11 protein-coding genes are annotated in these 14310 nt (G+C 60.8%); 6 read left to right on the top strand and 5 right to left on the bottom strand.

Annotated features, from left to right (window positions below; all coding sequences use genetic code 11):
* The first annotated feature begins 99 nt into the window (after positions 1–99).
* From PspCFBP13508_RS23700 to nadE, 4 genes are read left to right on the top strand one after another with little or no spacing between them, the layout of a single operon-like run.
* Positions 100–369: a hypothetical protein gene (locus PspCFBP13508_RS23700; protein WP_039756931.1), complete on the top strand. Its 270-nt coding sequence runs from the start codon at positions 100–102 to the stop codon at positions 367–369.
* On the top strand, positions 362–616 hold the full coding sequence (locus PspCFBP13508_RS23695; protein ID WP_039756928.1) for a hypothetical protein: 255 nt from the start codon (positions 362–364) through the stop codon (positions 614–616). Before PspCFBP13508_RS23700 ends, PspCFBP13508_RS23695 begins: the two co-directional genes overlap by 8 nt.
* 49 nt (positions 617–665) lie before the next feature.
* A complete protein-coding gene (pncB, locus tag PspCFBP13508_RS23690) occupies positions 666–1889 on the top strand; it encodes a nicotinate phosphoribosyltransferase (protein ID WP_042608959.1) in 1224 nt (407 codons plus the stop codon).
* A 4-nt stretch (positions 1890–1893) separates the two neighbouring features.
* On the top strand, positions 1894–2721 hold the full coding sequence (nadE, locus tag PspCFBP13508_RS23685) for an ammonia-dependent NAD(+) synthetase (protein WP_137215848.1): 828 nt from the start codon (positions 1894–1896) through the stop codon (positions 2719–2721).
* Positions 2722–2881: 160 nt separating this feature from the next.
* On the opposite strand, the gene azu is transcribed toward nadE, so the two are convergent.
* Complete coding sequence (gene azu / locus PspCFBP13508_RS23680; protein ID WP_122693295.1) at positions 2882–3325, bottom strand: azurin; 444 nt, start codon at positions 3323–3325, stop codon at positions 2882–2884.
* Between the two features lie 342 nt (positions 3326–3667).
* Here azu and PspCFBP13508_RS23675 point away from each other — a divergent pair, with 342 nt between their 5' ends.
* Together PspCFBP13508_RS23675 and PspCFBP13508_RS23670 are read left to right on the top strand one after the other, a co-directional pair.
* Entirely contained in the window at positions 3668–4255 is a 588-nt protein-coding gene (locus PspCFBP13508_RS23675) for a TIGR00730 family Rossman fold protein (RefSeq protein ID WP_041480720.1), read from the top strand.
* 68 nt (positions 4256–4323) lie between these two features.
* Positions 4324–4512, top strand: a complete 189-nt coding sequence (locus PspCFBP13508_RS23670; RefSeq protein ID WP_130910695.1) for a hypothetical protein — start codon at positions 4324–4326, stop codon at positions 4510–4512.
* Positions 4513–4720: 208 nt separating this feature from the next.
* Here the strand turns inward: PspCFBP13508_RS23670 and PspCFBP13508_RS23665 are convergent, their stop codons facing one another.
* The 4 genes from PspCFBP13508_RS23665 to PspCFBP13508_RS23650 all read right to left on the bottom strand — a co-directional run bounded on the left by PspCFBP13508_RS23665 (position 4721) and on the right by PspCFBP13508_RS23650 (position 14105).
* Entirely contained in the window at positions 4721–5611 is an 891-nt protein-coding gene (locus tag PspCFBP13508_RS23665) for a transglutaminase family protein (protein ID WP_122508682.1), read from the bottom strand.
* Complete coding sequence (locus tag PspCFBP13508_RS23660) at positions 5611–8097, bottom strand: circularly permuted type 2 ATP-grasp protein (protein WP_137215847.1); 2487 nt, start codon at positions 8095–8097, stop codon at positions 5611–5613. The genes PspCFBP13508_RS23665 and PspCFBP13508_RS23660 overlap by 1 nt, the downstream gene beginning before the upstream one ends.
* Before the next feature lie 88 nt (positions 8098–8185).
* Positions 8186–11461, bottom strand: a complete 3276-nt coding sequence (locus tag PspCFBP13508_RS23655; RefSeq protein WP_137215846.1) for a transglutaminase family protein — start codon at positions 11459–11461, stop codon at positions 8186–8188.
* Between the two features lie 340 nt (positions 11462–11801).
* Complete coding sequence (locus PspCFBP13508_RS23650) at positions 11802–14105, bottom strand: YgiQ family radical SAM protein (protein WP_016771932.1); 2304 nt, start codon at positions 14103–14105, stop codon at positions 11802–11804.
* Positions 14106–14310: the final 205 nt, after the last annotated feature.

Here is a 14310-nt window from a genome sequence, read left to right as displayed (position 1 = left end):
AATCACGCTATACAAAATCAACATTTTCAAAGCTGCTACATCAAGAGCAATAAACTCTTCAATCCCTTGCCCGCAGACCACCTTGACGGAGTTAATGGCATGACTCGTTTTTACCCGCTGAAAGCAAACGCAACCAACATTCCAACCTTCTTCATAGACTCATATGCCGCACGCGATCAGTTATTCGAGGACGCCTGTTTCAGAATCCGCGCCGCCACAAGTCTTCTTGAAGCTTTCACATCCGTCACTATCAAAGGCACTAACGACTCTGACTTTTACCGCCTCATACTTCCTGCCTATTTGTTGCTTCAGGACGGTGTAGATACGCTGGAACAGATTTCTTTCAAGGGAGACGGCCTTCATGCCTAAGATAGCAACCGATGAGATGATCAGGGCAGCGATGTTCAAGGCAGTGGAAACAAAGCTGATAGCAAGGCACTCGTTACTCGCCGAGTATTTGAAAAGCTGGGAGTGCATCGAGCAAGTGCTTCACGCCGCGCTTGAGGTGCAACCGAAAATGAACAATTTTTGCGGCTTGAGATGTATGGCCTCTGAAGATCTATCACCTGAAAGCAAAAAAGCGCTGGCAATCCCCACCGTCGATATGCGCCACTAGCGCCATCGATATAGACCGCGCAAGGCGCGGCGCAACTGGAGACCCGTTTATGAGCGAGAGTGTGTTTGCCGATCGCATCGTGCAGAACCTGCTCGACACCGACTTCTACAAGCTGACGATGATGCAGGCGGTGCTGCACAACTACCCCAACGTCGAAGTCGAATGGGAGTTCCGCTGCCGCAACGCCGAGGACCTGCGTCCGTATCTGGCCGAGATTCGTCATCAGATCGAGCGATTGGCCGAGCTGAGCCTGAGTGCCGATCAGTTGAGTTTTCTCGAGCGCATCACCTTCCTGAAACCGGACTTCCTGCGCTTCCTCGGTCTGTTCCGCTTCAACCTGCGCTACCTGCACACCGGCATCGAAAACGGCGAGTTGTTCATCCGCCTGCGCGGGCCATGGCTGCATGTGATCCTCTACGAGGTACCGCTGCTGGCGATCGTCAGCGAAGTGCGCAATCGCTATCGCTACCGGGAAACTTCGCTGGAGCAGGCACGCGAACAGCTGTATCGCAAGTTCGACTGGCTGACCGCCAACGCCTCGGCCGATGAGCTGTCGCAACTGCAGGTCGCCGATTTCGGCACGCGCCGGCGCTTTTCCTTTGGCGTCCAGGCCGAAGTGGTCAACGTCCTCAAGCATGACTTCCCCGGGCGTTTCGTCGGCACCAGTAACGTGCATCTGTCCCGCGAGCTGGACATGAAACCGCTGGGCACCATGGCTCACGAGTGGATCATGGCCCATCAGCAACTCGGCCCGCGTCTGATCGACAGCCAGATCGCCGCGCTCGACTGCTGGGTGCGCGAGTACCGTGGCCTGCTCGGCATTGCCCTCACCGATTGCATCACCACCGATGCGTTTCTTGGCGATTTCGATCTGTTCTTCGCCAAGCTCTTCGATGGCCTGCGCCACGATTCCGGGGACCCGGTGGCGTGGGGTGAGAAGTGCATCGCGCACTATCACAAGCTCGGCATCGACCCGATGAGCAAGACCCTGGTGTTCTCCGACAGTCTGACCCTGCCCAAATCGTTGGAGATTTTTCGCGCGCTGCACGGTCGCATCAATGTGAGCTTCGGCATCGGTACCAACCTCACCTGCGATATCCCGGGTGTCGAACCGATGAGCATCGTGCTTAAAATGACCGCCTGCAACGGCCAGCCGGTGGCGAAGATCTCCGACGAGCCTGGCAAGACCCACTGCAAAGATCCGAATTTCGTCGCCTATTTGCGACATGTGTTTCAGGTTCCTGCCGAATCCAGTCTATCTAGCAAGGAGTGAATTCATGCAAGCCGTACAGCGTGAGATTGCTGAGCAGCTCAAGGTGCAACCACCGTTCGCCGACAATCAGGCCCTGCAGGCGGAAATCGCCCGACGCCTGACGTTCATCCAGGATTGCCTGGTCAATTCCGGGCTCAAGACCCTGGTGCTGGGCATCAGCGGCGGCGTTGACTCACTGACCGCAGGCCTCCTGGCCCAGCGCGCGGTACGTGAACTGCGCGAGAAAACCGGCGACGATCGCTACAAATTCATCGCTGTGCGCCTGCCGTACGAAACCCAGTTCGACGAGCACGACGCCAAGGCCTCGCTCGACTGCATCGCCCCTGACGAGATCCACACCGTGAACATCGGCCCGGCGGTCAAGGCGCTGGCAGCTCAGGTGTCGGCGTTCGAAGGCAAGCCGGCAGCGTCGGTGGATTTCGTGCTGGGCAATACCAAGGCGCGGATGCGCATGGTGGCGCAGTACACGATTGCCGGGGTGGCGGGCGGTCTGGTGATTGGCACCGACCACGCGGCGGAAGCGGTCATGGGTTTCTTCACCAAATTCGGCGATGGCGCCTGCGACCTCGCCCCGCTCAGCGGCCTGGTGAAAAATCAGGTGCGCGCCATTGCCCGCAACTTTGGCGCGCCGGAAACGTTGGTCGAGAAAGTGCCGACGGCTGACCTCGAAGACTTGTCTCCGGGCAAACCGGACGAAGCGGCGCATGGCGTGACCTATGCCGAGATCGATGCGTTCCTGCACGGTGAAACGGTGCGGGACGAGGCGGCGAAGATCATTGTCGATACGTACAACAAGACCCATCACAAGCGCGTCATGCCGTTTGCGCCGTAAGGGTTCGCAGGAGCCTGCAGGAGCCTGTAGGAGCTGACGAGTGCAACGAGGCTGCGATCTTTTGATCTTGCTTTAAAGATCAAGATCAAAAGATCGCAGCCTTCGGCAGCTCCTACACACAAAAAAAGCGTCCCGGGTGGACGCTTTTTTTGTGCCTGAATCACTTGACGACGATGGTGCCTTTCATCATCGAGATGTGGCCAGGGAACGAGCAGAAGAAGCCGTAGCCACCGTCAGCTACCTTGGCAACGTCAAAGGTCACCGAATCGGTTTCCTTGGCGCCGATGATCTTGGTGTGGGCGATGATGCGGGCATCGCCATCTTTCAGGTAGTTCTTGTCGATACCGGCAGCCAGGCCGTCGGTGGCGATTGGCTGCATGTCTTCGGTTTTGCTGATCACCAGGTTATGGCCCATGACGTTCTTCGGCAGGCTGCCGGAGTGGGTCAGTTCGACGGTGAAGGTCTTGCAGCTCTTGTCGATCACGATTTCCTTGGTGTTGAAGGACATCTGATCGGTGGAATCAACGGTGGTTTTGCACTCGGCAGCCATCAATTGGCTGCTGGCCAGCGCCAGCAGGGATACCGCAACAACTTTGGAAAACATGGTGAATCTCCAAGGCAGGGTTAACAAAAACACTAGTGGTGGAAAGACTGCCTGAAATCATCGCAAGTTCATATGACTTGAGTCAAAAATTGTATACAACTTTCAGACTATGACACTCATCGACACAATCTAACGGCCATTTCGTTGGGCCAGCCCTATGATCGGCCCACCTACTGAAACGGAGTGCCTGTCATGTTCTTCAACGGTTTGCTGTGCAGCTTGCTCGCCGCCTACGCTTGTGGCGCCAGCGGTACTTTTGAATCACCCGAACGCGAAGTCTAGTCCTTGGAGCGCAGCGTGCCAGCCGTTACCCTGTGCGACTGATCGACTCAGGAGTAACGCATGTCGCTGAAATCCGTTTGTGTGTTCTGCGGTGCCAACGCCGGTACCGTGCCGGCTTACACCGAAGCTGCCGTGGCCCTCGGCCGGGCATTGGCCGAGCGTAATCTGACGCTGGTCTACGGCGGTGGTGCCGTCGGTTTGATGGGCATTGTCGCTGATGCCGCGCTGGCCGCTGGCGGCGACGTGATCGGCATCATTCCGCAAAGCCTGATGGACAAGGAGATCGGCCACAAAAGCCTGACGCGCCTGGAAGTGGTCGACGGCATGCATGCGCGCAAGGCGCGGATGGCTGAGCTGAGCGATGCGTTCATCGCCCTGCCCGGTGGCCTTGGCACGCTGGAAGAGCTGTTCGAAGTCTGGACCTGGGGCCAGCTCGGCTATCACGGCAAGCCTTTGGGGCTGCTGGAAGTGAACGGTTTCTACAGCAAGCTCACCGCTTTTCTCGATCATATCGTCGGCGAAGGCTTCGTTCGCGCGCCACACCGTGACATGCTGCAAGTGAGCGAATCGCCAGATTCCCTGCTCGACGCCCTCGATCAGTGGCAGCCGACCGTCACGCCCAAGTGGGTCGACCAAAAACCCGGCTAACCCCCGGACACCGATACAGGGCAGAATACGCGCCGCTCAACCTCACCTTCGACCCCAGAGGATCGCCCATGGCCAAACCCAATTACTCCTTCGCCAAACGTCAACGAGACCTGGCAAAGGAACAGAAGAAAGAGGAAAAGCTTCAGCGCAAGAAGCAAACCGCTGAAGAAGCGGCACTGAACCCTGACGGTGAAGTGGCGACCGATGATGATGTTGATGCAACCGATGCACCGAAAGACCAGACGCCCGACGCCTGAGCCCCACCGGGTTTGATAATCGAATCAGACCCTGCGGATTTGTGACGGGGCCGGCAATTTTGCTGCCGGCCCTCACAGCCCTGTTTTCCCTGACACACCAAAATCCCTGTGGGAGCGAGCCTGCTCGCGAAAGCGGTGTATCTGTTACAAATCTATTAGCTGACCTGACGCTATCGCGAGCAGGCTCGCTCCCACATTTGAAAACTCATCAATTCTGCGGCATCACCGTAACCCGCACTTCCGGGTCGTGATTACCGCCACCGAGAATCACCCCACGCAGCGGCGACACATCGGAGAAATCCCTTCCCCACGCCAGCGTGATGTGTTCCAGCGCCGGCTGCACATTGTTGGTCGGATCGAAATCCACCCAGCCCGATACCGGACAAAACACCGATACCCACGCATGCGAGGCGTCGGCGCCGATCAAGCGTGGCTGCCCCGGCGGCGGCTGGGTGAGCAGGTAGCCGCTGACATAACGCGCCGCCAGACCGCGCGAGCGCACACAGGCCAGCATCAGATGAGCGAAGTCCTGACACACGCCGCGTCGACGCTCCAGCACTTCCACCAGCGGCGTCGCCACCTGGGTGGCTTCGGCATCGAAGGTGAATTCGCTGAAGATCTTCTGCATCAGCGCCTGCACGCCGAGCAACAACGGTCGCCCCGGCGGAAAACAGCTTTGCGAGAACTCGACGAAGCTGCGCTTCAAATGCACATAGGGTGACTGGAACCGGTAGCGACAGGCTTCGAGCAAGTCGACGGACAGCGGCTGACTGCTGTAGGTCAGCGCATCGCGGGTCTGCTCCCACGCTGGCGACTGGTTGAAATCCAGCGCCGGCCGCGCCAGCACCTCGACCGTCAGCCGGGCGTTGACCTGCAATTGGTCATGGGGCCGTTCAAATGCCAGACGCGTCAACGGATTGCCGAATACGTCCAGCTCATCCCGGCGCATGGTCGGCTCGGGGCTGATCAGCAACTGCTGCTCGGTGCAACGCTGCCAGCTGCATTCGCGCGGCCACAGGTGCGCCAGTTGCTGCGCGAGGGAGACCGGGCTGTCGTAGTGATAACAGGTGTCGTGGAAGATCTGGTACTGAGCACTCATTACACGGACACCGTTCGCTGACTGACATCATCGACATGGGCGAAATGGCGCAGCGCCAGACGATCCGATACCTGGCCGCTGGCTTCGGCGATTTCCTGCAACAGATCGGCCAGACCATCCAGCGCGGCACGTACGCTGGATTTGCCGAACAAAGGATTTTCCAGACAACCGAGATCAAACCGCGACAGGCGCTCGACCAGTTGCGGCAGCGCGGTTTCCCGAGGCGCGGCGAAATCGTCGTTCAGGCGTTTCAGCGTGCGGGTCACCAGTTTCAGTTGAAACAGCACCGCGTGGGGGTTCTGCTCATCCAGCAGCAGCAGATCCAGCACCGGAATCAATTGCGCCACTGCCAGATAGCGCGAGCGGTAGGTGATGCTGCTGTTACCCAACTCCAGCAACCACTCCAGCCCGGCCTGATCGAACGCACCCGCACCGCGCAGAAACGCCGCCAGACTGCTGCTGAGAAATTGCAGGCGTTCGATGCGCCGGCCAATCATCAGAAAACGCCAGCCTTCGTCGCGAGTCATGTCATCCAGCGCAAACCCCGACAGCGCTGCCAGCGACATCACCAGACGGTTGAGGAAATCCAGCAGTTCGCCGAAGTCCGGTTCATCGACTTCCAGCTCCAGCGCCTCGCGCTGCAATTCGACCAGCGCCTGCCAGTTTTCCCGGGACAGCTTGCCGCGCACTTGCGAGGCGGCCCATTGCAGGCGTTGCAAGTTGGAGCGCAGGCTGAACGACCAATCCTCGCCCAGCAACGCAGCGAGCAGGCGCTCCGGCAGTGCGCCCTCATCCGGCAACAGCGTCAGCCGCTCGCCGAGATCGACCGCTGCTTGCAGCGCCTGCGGATCATCGCCATCGACGTAACGCGTGAGCATGATGCGCAGCAGCCGCGCGCTGTCGTCACAGCGCTCGCAGTAGCGGCCGAACCAGAACAGATTTTCCACCACCCGCGACGGCAGATATGGATCGCGGCGGACCAGATCGTGCACGCCGACACTGCGTTGCGCCTTCCACTGCTCGCCACTTGGCGCACGATCGCTGAGCACCCAGGTGTCCTTGCTCGCCCCGCCGCGCTGCATCGACACCACCTCGGCATCAGCGTCGGCCGCCACTCGGGTCAGACCACCCGGCAACACGCGGTAGCCATCATGGCTGGCCACCGCATACATGCGCATGCCGATCGCGCGGGGTTGCAGATGACCGTCCTCGGCTTGCCAGACCGGCGCCTGCGACAGTTGCGCGAGTTCTTGCGCGACGTAGGCATAAGGCCGTGCCTGCATACGCTGCGCCAGCTCGAAGCGCTGACTTTCATTCAAGTCACGGCCGAAAACAGGAGCAAAGCTCTGCGACGGGAACGCCGGTTTGATCAACAGCTCCGGGAGTTTTTCCAGCGCCTGCGCCAGCACCGGCGCTTCACCGCACCACCAGGTAGCGATCGACGGCAGGATCAGTTCTTCGCCGAACAGGTATTGATTGATCTTCGGCAGAAACCCCAGCAGACCCGGCGATTCCAGCACGCCGCTGCCCAGCGCATTGGCGACCAGCACCCTCCCCTGCCGCACCGCCTCTAGTAGACCTGGGACGCCGAGCGCCGAGTCGGTACGCAGTTCCAGCGGGTCGCAGAAATCATCGTCGAGGCGGCGCATGATCGCGTGCACCCGGCGCAGGCCGCTTAGGGTTTTCAGGTACACCGTGGCATTGCGCACAGTCAGGTCGCCGCCCTCGACCAGCGGATAGCCGAGCTGGCGCGCCAGATACAGGTGCTCGAAATAACTTTCATTGAACCGCCCCGGCGTCAGCAGTACCACCAGCGGTGCGTCATCGCCATCAGGAGCCTGCCGCGCCAAAGTTTCCTGCAAGATGCGGAAGAAACCGGCCAGATGCTGGACCTTCAGATCGCGGTACAAATCTGGAAAGGCGCGGGAGACGATGGTGCGGTTTTCCAGCGCATAGCCGGCCCCGGACGGCGCCTGGGTGCGATCGGCAGTGACCCACCAGCGACCATCCGGCGTGCGCGCCAGATCCACGGCATACAAATGCAAAAAGGCTGACTCGGGCGGGGCAATGCCCTGACAGGGCCAAAGAAAATTGTTGTGCCCGAAGACCAGCTCTGCCGGCAGCAGGCCTTCACTGATCAACCGTTGCGGACCGTACAGATCCGCCAGCACTGCGTTGAGCAAGCGCGCACGCTGAGCGATGCCGGCGGACAATTGCTGCCATTCATCAGCCGCGATCACATGGGGCAGCAGATCCAGTTCCCACGGCCGGTCAGCGCCCTTGGGATCGGCATAGACGTTGTAGGTGACGCCGTTTTCCTGAATCTGCCGCGCCAGCAAGGCCTGACGCTGCACCAGTTGCGCCGGGCTGCTGCGCTGCAACTGATCGAACAGGCGCTGCCAATGCGCACGCACTGCGCCGCTGCCGTCGAGCAGTTCGTGATAGGTGCCCGCAGTCAGCGGGTAGCGGTCTAACAGGTCAGGCATGGAAAGCTCGGCAGACAGCAGGGAACGGTCAGACTAACGCAGGCACATGACACGCGGATATACGAAAAATCCGCGTGTTGCGTAGGCTCTAGTAACGGCGCAGGTCGATGGTCATCGGTAGCTCGTCATTGATTTCAACCTTGGGTACGGGAAGTTTCCCCGGCGTGTGTCCGAGGCGGAAAAACCGCGCCATGCGCCGGCTCTCCGCTTCATTGGCATTGACCGGCAAGGTCTCGTAATTGCGCCCACCGGGATGGGCGACGTGGTACTGGCAACCACCCAGCGAACGCCCCATCCAGGTATCGAGCAGGTCGAACACCAACGGCGCGTGCACCGGTATGGTCGGATGCAGGCAGTTGGCTGGTTGCCAGGCTCGAAAGCGCACCCCGGCGACAAACTCACCCACCCGCCCGGTCGGGTGCAACGGCACCGCGACGCCGTTGCAGGTCAGCAAATAACGTTGTGGCGGCAAGCCGCTGAGTTTGACCTGCAAGCGCTCCAGCGATGAATCGACGTAGCGCACCGTGCCGCCCGCTGAGCCCTCCTCGCCCAGCACGTGCCAGGGTTCGAGCGCCTGACGCAGCTCCAGCTCGATGCCATTGACGGCGTAGTCACCGACCTTGGGAAAACGAAACTCCAGGTGCGCAGCGAACCACTCCGCGCGCAACGGGTAGCCGGCGTTGTTGAGTTCGACGATGACGTCGGCGAAATCCTCTTCGATAAAGTGCGGCAACAGAAAGCGGTCGTGCAGCTCGGTGCCCCAGCGTGCCAGTTTCGCCGGCGTATAAGGCTCGCGCCAAAAGCGCGCGACCAGCGCCCGCAGCAGCAACTGCTGAGCCAGACTCATGCGCGCATGGGGCGGCATTTCAAAAGCGCGCAACTCCAGCAAGCCAAGACGCCCGGTGGCGCCGTCCGGTGAATACAGTTTGTCGATGCAGAATTCGGCGCGATGGGTATTGCCGGTGACGTCGATCAGCAGATTGCGCAACAGTCGATCGACCAGCCACGGCGCACATTCCTCGCCCGGTTCCGGCATCTGCGCGAAAGCGATTTCCAGTTCGTACAAGGCGTCATTACGCGCCTCGTCGACCCGTGGCGCTTGGGACGTCGGGCCGATGAAGAGGCCGGAAAACAGGTACGACAGCGAAGGATGGTTGTGCCAGTAACTGATCAGACTGCGCAGCAGATCCGGCCGCCGCAGAAACGGTGAGTCCGCCGGTGTCGCGCCGCCGAGGACGAAATGGTTGCCGCCACCGGTGCCGGTGTGGCGCCCGTCGATCATGAACTTCTCGGTGGTCAGGCGGGTTTGCCGTGCCTGTTCGTAGAGAAACTCGGTGCGCTCGACCAACTCGTCCCAGCTCGCCGATGGCTGCACGTTGACCTCGATCACGCCCGGGTCCGGAGTGACACGGAAATTGCTCAGGCGCGGATCAATCGGTGGTTCATAGCCTTCCAGCAGCACCGGGTAATGCAATTCTTCGGCAGTGGCCTCAATGGCCGAGACCAGTTCCAGATAATCCTCGACCCGCTCCAGCGGCGGCATGAACAGATACAGCCGCCCTTCGCGGGCCTCGGCGCAGAATGCGGTACGGGTCAGCCAGTCAGCGGACTCATCGATTTCCGGCACGCGCTCATCCAGCGCAGCAGGTTCGCCGTGCACACCGAGCTGCGCGGCATCCGGCAGTTCAGCGAAGTCCTGATTCGGATCGTTGGGATGGATGAACGGATATTCCGCCGCTTTCACCCACGGCTGCGACGCCAGCGGCAAGCGGTAACCCAGCGGCGAATCCCCGGGCACCAAGCGACAGTGCTCATCGCGCAGATACCAACGCCCGCTCTGCCATTGATCGCCCTTGGCCGTGCGCGCCAGCGGCAGCACCTGACCGATCACCTTGTTCAGGCCCTGACTGAAGACCTTGCGCAATCGCGCGCGCTCCAATGGCTCTTCCAGACGCGAATCTTCGGCGCTGACGTTGCCGGGCAACGCGCCCTCGCGCCAGAGGTAATAGAGAAGATCCTCGTAGGCCGGGAAGACGAAGCGTGCAGGCAACTTCAGGCGCTCGGCGACGCTGGCCAGAAAGCGTCCGGCCAGTTCGCCGTCGGCGCCATAGTCCTGCTGCTCGTCGGCGATCAACGCGTCGTTGTGCCAGATCGGCTGACCGTCGCGGCGCCAGTAACAATTGAGCGACCAGCGCGGCAACTGCTCGCCGGGATACCACTTGCCCTGACCGAAATGCACCAGCCCCTGCGGCGCGTATTGCTTGCGCATGCGTTGGAACAGTTCGGCGGACAGCCGACGCTTGTCCGGCCCCAGCGCGGCAGTGTTCCATTCGGCGCCGTCCGGGTCGTCGATGGAGACGAAGGTCGGTTCGCCGCCCATGGTCAGGCGCACATCGCCTTCAAGCAGGTCGGCATCGATCTGCCGCCCCAGTGCCTGGATCGCCCGCCACTGTTCATCGGTGTAGGGCTTGGTGACTCGTGGCGCTTCCCAGATTCGCTCGACCGACATTTCGTGGCTGAACTGTGTCTCGCAAGGTTCGACCAGACCACTGATCGGTGCCGCCGAGGACGGATCGGGACTGCACGCCAACGGAATATGCCCTTCCCCGGCGAACAACCCGGACGTCGCATCAAGGCCAATCCAGCCGGCACCTGGCAAATACACCTCGCACCAGGCGTGCAGGTCGGTGAAGTCGACTTCGGTGCCCGACGGGCCGTCGAGGCTTTTCACGTCGGCGGTCAGTTGAATCAGGTAGCCGGAAACAAACCGCGCCGCCAGACCGAGATTGCGCAACAGCTGCACCAGCAACCATGCCGAATCACGGCAGGAACCGGAGGCGTGTTGCAGTGTGTGCTCCGGGGTCTGCACGCCGGGCTCCATGCGGATCAGGTAGCCGATGTCTTCACTGAGGCGCTGATTGAGCGCCACCAGAAAATCCACCGCCGGCAGCGGCGTGCGGTCGATGCTGTCCAGGTAAGCCTTGAACGTTGGCGTCAACGGCAGGGTTTCGAGGTATGGCGCCAGCTCCTTGCGCTCATCGGCGGCGTAGCTGAACGGGATTCGCTCGGCGTACGGTTCGAGAAAGAAATCGAACGGATTGAACACCGCCATTTCCGCGACCAGATCGACTTCGATGCGCAGCTCTGCGGTTTTTTCCGGGAACACCAGACGTGCCAGGTAATTGCCCTGGGGGTCCTGCTGCCAGTTGATGAAATGCTGCTCGGGCGAGACTTTCAGCGCATAGGAAAGAATCCGCGTGCGGCTGTGGGGCGCCGGGCGCAGGCGGACGATCTGCGGGCCGAGTTCGACAGCGCGGTCGTAGCGATAATGCGTGACGTGATGCAATGCGACATGAATCGACACGGCGTGCCTCCTGCGAGCCTTGGGCGTATGGGAAAGCGCGCAAGACTTATGCCATGCACAGGCTTGCGCGCTTTCGCGAAATGCTCAAGGCAGTACAGCACCAAAACCGGGCGATGCGAGGAAATGCTTGGACTCAGTTGCACGCAAATGTTGCGAACGCTGATTCTTGCGGTGTTTGATCGGACGCTTTCGCGAGCAGGCTCGCTCCCACATGTGCAATGCGTTCCCCTGTGGGAGCGAGCCTGCTCGCGAAGAGGCCAGCGGCAACAACTCATTTCCTGAGGCCTGAAATGCAAAACGCCAACCCGAAGGTTGGCGTTCTGTTCAGCTCAAGCAGTGTTTAGCGCGGCACGACCGGCTTGCGTGTCGGCTTCGGCCCTTTGCCTTTCGCCGCATCCTTGCGTTCCTTGGCCGCCTGCTGGTTACGGGCGAATGCCGCAGCCTTGGCCTGTTCACGCTTGTCCCACGGATTACCGCCATCACTGGCACGCGGCGGCAAACCGGTGTGCTGGGTGAGGATCTTGGTGGTCTTCTCTTTGGCGACCTTGTGGCTGCCGGCCGGCGTCGAGTTCTTGCGACGGGCACTCTGGTAGCTGTCGGTGGCCGGCTGATGCGCCGGAATCAGTTGATCCTTGCCCGGGCCGATCAGATCGGCGCGGCCCATGCGGATCAGCGCTTCACGCAGCATCGGCCAGCCTTTCGGGTCGTGATAACGCAAGAACGCCTTGTGCAGACGACGCTGATCTTCGCTCTTGACGATGGTCACGCCGTCGCTCTTGTACGTCACCTTGCGCAGCGGGTTCTTGCCCGAGTGGTACATCGCCGTGGCGGTGGCCATCGGCGACGGGTAGAACGCTTGCACCTGGTCAGCGCGGAAGCCGTTGCCCTTGAGCCACAGGGCGAGGTTCATCATGTCTTCGTCGGTGGTGCCCGGGTGGGCGGCGATGAAGTACGGAATCAGGTACTGCTCCTTGCCCGCTTCCTTGGTGTACTTCTCGAACATGCGCTTGAACTTGTCATAGCTGCCGATGCCCGGTTTCATCATCTGGTTGAGCGGACCTTCCTCGGTGTGCTCCGGGGCGATCTTCAGGTAACCGCCGACGTGGTGGGTCACCAGCTCCTTGACGTACTCCGGCGACTCGACGGCGAGGTCGTAGCGCAGGCCGGAAGCGATAAGGATCTTTTTCACACCCGGCAGGGCACGGGCGCTGCGATACAGCTGGATCAGCGACGAGTGGTCGGTGTTCAGGTTCGGGCAGATACCGGGAAACACGCAGGACGGCTTGCGGCACGCGGATTCGATTTCCGGGCTCTTGCAGGCGATGCGGTACATGTTCGCAGTCGGGCCGCCGAGGTCGGAAATGACCCCGGTGAAGCCTGGGACCTTGTCGCGGATCTCTTCGATTTCGCGAATGATCGACTCTTCGGAACGGTTCTGGATGATCCGTCCTTCGTGCTCGGTGATCGAGCAGAAGGTGCAGCCGCCAAAGCAGCCACGCATGATGTTCACCGAGAAACGGATCATGTCGTAGGCCGGGATCTTCTCCTTGCCATACGCCGGGTGCGGCACACGGGCGTAAGGCATGCCGAACACGTAGTCCATTTCTTCGGTGGTCATCGGAATCGGCGGCGGGTTGAACCAGACATCGAGCTCGCCATGCTTCTGCACCAGCGCACGGGCGTTGCCCGGGTTGGTTTCCAGGTGCAACACGCGATTGGCGTGGGCGTACAGCACCGGGTCGTTACGCACCTTCTCCATCGACGGCAGGCGGATCACGGTCTTGTCGCGGGTCATGCGCGGGCTGGCCAGGATCTGCACAACCTTGGCTTCCTGCGGATCTTCGACCGGGCCTTTCTCTTGCTCGATGGCGCAGGCCTGGGTGTCCTGGGTATTCACGTACGGGTTGATGATCTTGTCGACCTTGCCCGGACGATCGATGCGCGTAGAGTCGACTTCGTACCAGCCCTGCGGCGTATCGCGACGGATGAACGCGGTGCCGCGCACATCGGTGATGTCTTCGATCTTGTGGCCCCACGACAGGCGCTGGGCAACTTCGACAATCGCGCGCTCGGCGTTGCCGTACAGGAGAATGTCGGCGCTGGCGTCGATCAGGATCGAGTTGCGCACGCGATCCTGCCAATAGTCGTAGTGAGCGATGCGGCGCAGCGAGGCTTCGATGCCGCCGAGCACGATCGGCACGTGCTTGTAGGCTTCCTTGCAGCGCTGGCTGTAGACCAGGCTGGCGCGATCCGGACGCTTGCCGGCCATGCCGCCGGGCGTGTACGCGTCATCGGAACGGATTTTCTTGTCCGCGGTGTAGCGGTTGATCATCGAGTCCATGTTGCCCGCCGCGACGCCGAAGAACAGGTTCGGCTCGCCGAGCTTCATGAAGTCGTCTTTGGACTGCCAGTTCGGCTGCGCGATGATCCCGACGCGGAAGCCTTGCGACTCCAGCAGCCGGCCGATGATCGCCATGCCGAACGACGGATGATCGACGTAGGCATCACCGGTAACAATGATGATGTCGCACGAATCCCAGCCGAGCTGATCCATCTCCTCCCTGCTCATCGGCAGGAATGGCGCTGGCCCGAAACATTCGGCCCAATATTTTGGATAGTCAAATAACGGCTTGGCTGCTTGCATGTCGACGACCGGTGTTGAAGTGAAAAATCGCGGGCGCGGAATATAGCACAAATTTTGACCAATTCCGACGACGGTGGTCGGTTTCTCTGTGCGCTGCTCTCGCGCCGCCAACCCGCCACACATTACGCGTTTTTGTTGAACGCACGACGCACGAAACGGCAAGGAAGCCGCCCGCCTGTCGCACTCCCATCGGGGGTAGCGCGGC

This window comes from Pseudomonas sp. CFBP13508, assembly GCF_005233515.1.
Lineage (GTDB): Bacteria > Pseudomonadota > Gammaproteobacteria > Pseudomonadales > Pseudomonadaceae > Aquipseudomonas > Aquipseudomonas mercuritolerans.
The sequence above is the reverse complement of the archived record's forward strand: the minus strand, read 5'-3'. Positions and strand labels throughout refer to the sequence as shown.

Excerpts from the sequence above, each read along its gene's own strand:
- PspCFBP13508_RS23700 (WP_039756931.1), top strand. The coding sequence starts at position 100 with ATGACTCGTTTTTACCCGCTGAAAGCAAACGCAACCAACATTCCAACC.
- PspCFBP13508_RS23695 (WP_039756928.1), top strand. The coding sequence starts at position 362 with ATGCCTAAGATAGCAACCGATGAGATGATCAGGGCAGCGATGTTCAAG.
- pncB (WP_042608959.1), top strand. The coding sequence starts at position 666 with ATGAGCGAGAGTGTGTTTGCCGATCGCATCGTGCAGAACCTGCTCGAC.
- nadE (WP_137215848.1), top strand. The coding sequence starts at position 1,894 with ATGCAAGCCGTACAGCGTGAGATTGCTGAGCAGCTCAAGGTGCAACCA.
- azu (WP_122693295.1), bottom strand. The coding sequence starts at position 3,325 with ATGTTTTCCAAAGTTGTTGCGGTATCCCTGCTGGCGCTGGCCAGCAGC.
- PspCFBP13508_RS23675 (WP_041480720.1), top strand. The coding sequence starts at position 3,668 with ATGTCGCTGAAATCCGTTTGTGTGTTCTGCGGTGCCAACGCCGGTACC.
- PspCFBP13508_RS23670 (WP_130910695.1), top strand. The coding sequence starts at position 4,324 with ATGGCCAAACCCAATTACTCCTTCGCCAAACGTCAACGAGACCTGGCA.
- PspCFBP13508_RS23665 (WP_122508682.1), bottom strand. The coding sequence starts at position 5,611 with ATGAGTGCTCAGTACCAGATCTTCCACGACACCTGTTATCACTACGAC.
- PspCFBP13508_RS23660 (WP_137215847.1), bottom strand. The coding sequence starts at position 8,097 with ATGCCTGACCTGTTAGACCGCTACCCGCTGACTGCGGGCACCTATCAC.
- PspCFBP13508_RS23650 (WP_016771932.1), bottom strand. The coding sequence starts at position 14,105 with ATGCAAGCAGCCAAGCCGTTATTTGACTATCCAAAATATTGGGCCGAA.